The organism is Microcoleus sp. D3_18_C2 (genome assembly GCF_036702395.1).
In the GTDB taxonomy this organism is placed as follows: domain Bacteria; phylum Cyanobacteriota; class Cyanobacteriia; order Cyanobacteriales; family Microcoleaceae; genus Microcoleus.
This window is the reverse complement of sequence record NZ_JAUBTG010000106.1, coordinates 1-4,078: the sequence shown is the minus strand read 5'-3', so window position 1 is coordinate 4,078 and position 4,078 is coordinate 1. Positions and strand designations below refer to the sequence as shown.

Sequence of the window (4,078 nt, the reverse complement as noted above, 5' to 3'; positions counted from 1 at the left end):
CACCGCCTCTTGAGTCCGTAAATCCCGATCCGGCGCTGTCATTTCCTGCATCTGTGCAAGTAGAATTGCGATCGCAAAGTCAATACAACACTCCCGAAATTAGCCCGGATATTTTCGCTCCTTCTCGCAGGCTAGATTCGGCAGGTTCGGGAGTTTTAGCATTTGAGGAAATCTTTACTCGCGAGTACGAAAAATATCTGGATTTGCCCGCAAGAAGACCGATCGGGAATATGTCGGTAATTTACGAAAATCTTCGCAAAAACGAAAAAATTACCGGAATCAAATCTGCCATTATTTATATGAATTGGCTCAGCAGAGCTGATGCAGCCGCTGCCAAAGAAAATGATTCTGTACTGGTGGCAAGTCAGGATTTATCAAATCTATTGCCTGTGAAAACAAACCTCGCATCCCAGCCATCTCATCCCTTAGAAGATAAGTTGACTCAGAGGTTGTCGCCGGATGGCAAAGAAGTTTCCGATGTTCCGAGTGGCGAGCATTTAGAAATAGTGTTAGTAACAGCTAATGCTCAACCCCAGCGCGTTTTAATTCCGGCTACAACGCGCTGGCAGGTGTTGCAACTAGCTGACGCCCTGCAAACCGAAATAACTAATCCCCGAAAAAGAAGCAGCATTAGTTATTTGGATACCGCGCAAAAACTTTATCGGTGGTTAATTGCACCAGTTGCCGCAGAATTGACAGCTTTAAAGATTGACAATTTAATTGTAATTCCAGCAGCAGGTTTGCGGAGCGTGCCGTTTGCTGCTCTTCACGATGGCAAAGGCTTTTTAGTTGAGAAATACAGCATTAGTGTGATGCCGAGTCTGAGCTTAACTGATATCGGCTACGACAATATTGCGGATGATGAAATTTTGGCCATGGGGGCGTCGGTATTTGAAGATAAAGCGCCATTACCAGCGGTACCGGTGGAGTTAGAGTCGATCGCGCCGCCAAGTGAAGGAAAATCATTTTTGAATCAAGATTTTACTCTCGAAAATTTGCAAGCTCAGCGGGCAAATCAGCCTTTTGGCATCATTCACTTAGCAACTCACAGCGAATTCCAGCCAGGAGAACCGAAAAATTCTTACATTCAGTTGTGGGATAGTAAATTACGTATCGATCAAATGCGACAGTTGCGATGGAATGAACCGCCGGTGAATCTGTTAGTTTTAAGCGCGTGCAGTACCGCTTTGGGCGACGAAGATGCGGAGTTGGGGTTTGCGGGTTTGGCGGTAGCTAGCGGTGCTAAATCCGCTTTGGCGAGTTTGTGGGAAGTCAGCGATGATGGGACTTTGGGGCTGATGACTGAGTTTTATCGCCAGTTGCGGGCCCCCAGACGCGGTGGCAATTTGATGATTAAAGCGGAGGCTTTGCGACGCGCGCAATTGGAGATGCTGCGGGGGCGCGTGCGGATTCAAGACGGGATGTTGCGAGCCCAAGGGCTTTCTGGGGGTCTAATTTTGCCTCCAGAAATTGCGGCGCGGGGCGATCGAGTGCTTTCGCATCCTTATTATTGGGCCGCCTTTACAATGATTGGCAATCCTTGGTAATGGAGTTTTCCCACAAGTCTTACCGAAGTTATTAGGGTGGTGTGATGAACTCCCTTGATTCGTTAATTGCCCGAAAACCTATACTATTGACATACATTTTTAGGCATTCCGGTTTCACAGTCTCGCTGTAACCAGGCGTGGGACTCATCATCAGCGATAAATTGACGATCGCATTTGACACAAATGTGGTTCTGTTTTCCTTTTTTCTTAGTGTTTCTACGGATATGGGTTAATTTGCACTCGCTTTCATTGCATGGTGATTCGCCCTATTTATACTCTCATTATGCAACGCCCAAATCTCCTAGGAAGACTAACGGCGATCGCACTTCACTCTGTTTTGCCGGATTTTACAGGAAACTGTGGAGCGATCGGACTCCTGGTCGGAATGTTTAGCCCTCTTATTTTGAAGAAATGTTAAGAAAAAATAATTTTTTTTGGAAAACTTAAGCTTTTCTTAAATTTTAGGGTAATATTGTGTATTAGATAATACATATACTTAATTAACTAACAATATATAAAAAATAATTGAGTATTAATACTGACAAGAGGCTGTAAGAATGATTAACTTACCGGGCTACGACATTACCAACCAGATCCATGAAAGTAATAATTCTGTAGTTTACCGGGGACTGAGAAAGCAAGACAACCAACCCGTAATTCTCAAATTTCTCAAACAAGATTATCCGATGCCAGCTTCGTTAGTCAGATACAAGCAGGAATACGAAATCACACACAATCTTCACCTAGAAAGTGTCCCTAAAACCTACAGCTTAGAAAGATACCATAACAGTTTGGCTATCATTTTCGAGGATTGTGGTGGAGACTCATTAAAGCTTTGGTTGGCTTCTCACAAACTTACCTTAGAAGAGTTTTTATTAACAGCTATTAAAATAACCAGGGCTTTAGGTGAAATTCACAGACATAAAATTATTCATAAAGATATTAATCCCAGCAATATTATTATCAACTCAAGCACAGGGCGAGTTCAAATTATAGATTTTGGCATCTCTACGGTTTTAAAGCGCGAAAATCCTACCCTGAAAAATCCTAATGTTTTAGAAGGCACCCTTAGCTATATATCGCCGGAACAAACAGGCAGAATGAACAGAGCGATCGACTACCGCACTGATTTTTACTCATTAGGAGTCACTTTTTACGAAATGCTAACAGGGCAATTGCCCTGGGATTACAGCGATGCAATGGAATTAATCCACTGTCACATTGCCAAACAAGCAGTACCGCCCCACCAAATCAATCGAGAAATTCCTAAAGCTGTTTCTGATATTGTGATGAAGCTATTAGCGAAAACCGCTGAAGCCAGATATCAAAGCCCTTGGGGAATTATCGCTGACCTAGAAGAATGCCTAGAACAATTAAAAACTACGGGAGGAATTGCAGATTTTGCGATCGCCCAAAAAGATATTACAGATAAGTTTCAGATACCTCAAAAACTCTACGGCAGAGAAACAGAAGTTGAAACCTTATTAGCAGCCTTTGAGCGAGTCAGCAGGGGCAGCACCGAAATGATGCTAGTATCCGGTTACTCTGGCATAGGTAAATCCGCCTTAGTACAAGAAGTTTATAAACCAATTACTAAAGCCAGAGGTTATTTTATTGCCGGAAAATTCGACCAATTTCAACGAAATATCCCTTACGCCGCCGTTGTCAAAGCCTTTCAATCATTAGTCAAGCAACTCTTAACAGAAAACGAAAATCAACTCAATACCTGGAAACAAAAAATATTAGCGGCCCTTGGCGCTAATAGTCAAATCATTGTCGATGTCATTCCCGAAGTAGAACTAATCATTGGCCCACAGCCCGCCGTACAAGAATTAAGCGCCACCGAAGCACAAAACCGCTTTAATTTAGTATTTCAAAAATTCATCCGCGTCTTTTGTTCAGTTGACTATCCCTTAGTCATCTTTCTCGACGACTTACAATGGGCTGATGCCGCCACATTGAAACTGCTACAAGTAATGATAGCAGATGAGCAAACCAACTATCTATTTCTAATTGGTGCTTATCGAGACAACGAAGTCAACCCATCTCATCCTTTAATGATGACTTTGGACGAGCTGCAAAATCAAGGTGCAAGAATCGAGCGAATTACCTTAGCTCCCTTACAGCTTCACCAGATAGTTAACTTAATTACTGATACCGTGCGTCAAGACCAAAAATCAGCGCTCCCCCTCGCCGAGTTAGTAATCAGTAAAACTCAAGGCAATCCTTTTTTTGTCAATCAGTTTCTCAAAACACTCTATCAAGAAAACCTACTTAAATTCAACTTTCACGAAAGAAACTGGGATTGGAACATTTCCGAAATTGAATCAGTAGGTATTACTGATAACGTCATTGAATTGATGCTGGGCAAATTGAAAAGACTGCCCCCATCAACTCAGCAAGTTTTGCGTTTAGCTGCCTGCGTGGGCAATAGTTTTGACTTAAACACTCTGGCAATTATTAATGAAAAATCTTGGGTAGCCACCTTTCAAGAACTATTGCCAGCCATTCAAGAAGGATTAATCTTAACT

General features: G+C 42.6%; 2 protein-coding genes and 1 pseudogene. 2 read left to right on the top strand and 1 reads right to left on the bottom strand.

The features are described 5' to 3' along the window. A partial coding sequence (locus QUA88_RS28785) for a CHAT domain-containing protein (RefSeq protein ID WP_333275144.1) occupies positions 1-1,547 on the top strand: 1,547 nt, incomplete at its 5' end. Positions 1,548-1,549: 2 nt separating this feature from the next. On the opposite strand, the pseudogene QUA88_RS28780 reads toward QUA88_RS28785, so the two are convergent. Continuing rightward, positions 1,550-1,789: pseudogene (locus tag QUA88_RS28780) on the bottom strand (IS1/IS1595 family N-terminal zinc-binding domain-containing protein); the annotation flags it as partial. 315 nt (positions 1,790-2,104) lie between these two features. Between QUA88_RS28780 and QUA88_RS28775 the strand changes: the two are divergent. Continuing rightward, positions 2,105-4,078 (top strand): serine/threonine-protein kinase PknK (locus QUA88_RS28775; RefSeq protein ID WP_333275141.1); only part of this gene is annotated, 1,974 nt, incomplete at its 3' end.